Below are 1,595 nucleotides of genomic sequence, written 5' to 3' on the forward strand. Positions count from 1 at the left end.
AGTAACCTTTCTTGGTAGGAAGAAGCTAGGCGTATTGTATTCCATCATTCGATAGAAGAATTAAAACAAAGCACCAAAAAGAGCCGTTTTTCTCAAATAAGGCAAAGAATCAATCTCCTTCTTTTAGCCACACCAAAATTGCCGCGTCACTTAATCCCCAAAACCTGTGGCTGCTCCTATATGCTTGGAAGGTCTACCCCCTTTCCTTGAATCTATCTGAAAAAAAATGCGGGTAGATTATCTGTGAGTTGTTTTTCATTGATAAGAGCACGAATTCGTTTGACTTGGTTTTTTAATTTTTTATATTTTCTTTAAAAAATAAAATGTTGAAAAAATCATCACTACTCAAGGAAATAAAATGCATCCTATCTCATCGACATCTATTGAAAGTTTGCCCAATGAGTTGCTGCTCCCTATCTTAGAGGTTTGCATAGTTCCTTCCTTATTTGGCGTCTGTAAAAGATGGCATCATCTGCTGGCTTCTGAAGTGATGCCTTCTCTTTATAAACAAATAGGTAAAGTACATGTTTCCCAAGGGGATATTAGCAAGCAGGCTCTTATTGTAGATAGGATTTATAAGCTAGAAGAAAAGCTTACTGAAGCAGCAAAGGTAAATGCAATCTTTAAGCAAATCTTTACTTTAGCCAAGTCTCTTTCTCTTCTAAAATTTAAATGGAAGACTGAAGAAAAAAAATATTTTACTTTAGCTAATTACTCTTCTTATCTCTTAAATATTAATCGCCTTCTACTTTGGAAAAAACTTCCTGGTGGGGAGGAATACTTGAGCCGAGAAGAAATTAAGCACTTGCCTTTAGAAAAAAAAGGAGAGCTTCTTAGAGATTGGATGGAAGAAAATTGTAAAAACATCACGTCTTTGGATTTATCTAGAGCAGGCTTGACTTATTTACCCCCAGAAATAGGCCAATTGTCTCAGCTGCAATTGCTTTACTTAAATCAAAACCAGCTCACCAGCCTTCCTGCAGAAATTGGACAGCTGTCTAAGCTGCGAGAGCTTTACTTAAATCAAAACCAGCTCACCAGCCTTCCTGCAGAAATTGGACAGCTGTCTAAGCTGCGAGAGCTTTACTTGGATCAAAACCAGCTCACCAGTCTGCCTGCAGAAATCGGGCAATTGTCTCAGCTGGAATGGCTTTACTTAAATCAAAACCAATTCACCAGCTTGCCTGCAGGAATATGCCAGTTATCTCAGCTGCAAGAGCTTTGCTTGGATCAAAACCAGCTCACCAGTCTGCCTGGAGAAATCGGGCGGCTGTCTGAGCTGCAAACGCTTGACTTAAATCAAAACCAGCTCACTACTCTTCCCGCAGAAATAGGGCAGTTGTCTCAACTGCAATGGCTTTACTTAAATCAAAACCAGCTCACCGCTCTGCCTGCAGAAATTGGGCAGCTGTCTGAGCTGCAAACGCTTGAATTAAATCAAAACCAGCTTACCGCTCTGCCTACAGAAATCGGGCAGCTGTTTCAGCTGGAAGAGCTTGAATTAGCCGAAAATCCTTTGAAAAATATCTCCGAAAAAATCAGGCAGCGTTTCCAATTGTAGAATGGCCTTAAGTACTTTTTAAATTGGGGTGAGC

General features: G+C 39.9%; 1 protein-coding gene. It reads left to right on the top strand.

Features of this window, described 5'->3' with window-relative positions; genetic code table 11:
• The first annotated feature begins 358 nt into the window (after window positions 1–358).
• Entirely contained in the window at window positions 359–1,561 is a 1,203-nt protein-coding gene (locus DB41_RS12070) for a leucine-rich repeat domain-containing protein (RefSeq protein ID WP_052243762.1), read from the top strand.
• Window positions 1,562–1,595 lie beyond the last annotated feature (34 nt).

It is taken from the genome of Neochlamydia sp. TUME1, assembly GCF_000813645.1.
In the GTDB taxonomy this organism is placed as follows: Bacteria; Chlamydiota; Chlamydiia; order Chlamydiales; family Parachlamydiaceae; genus Neochlamydia.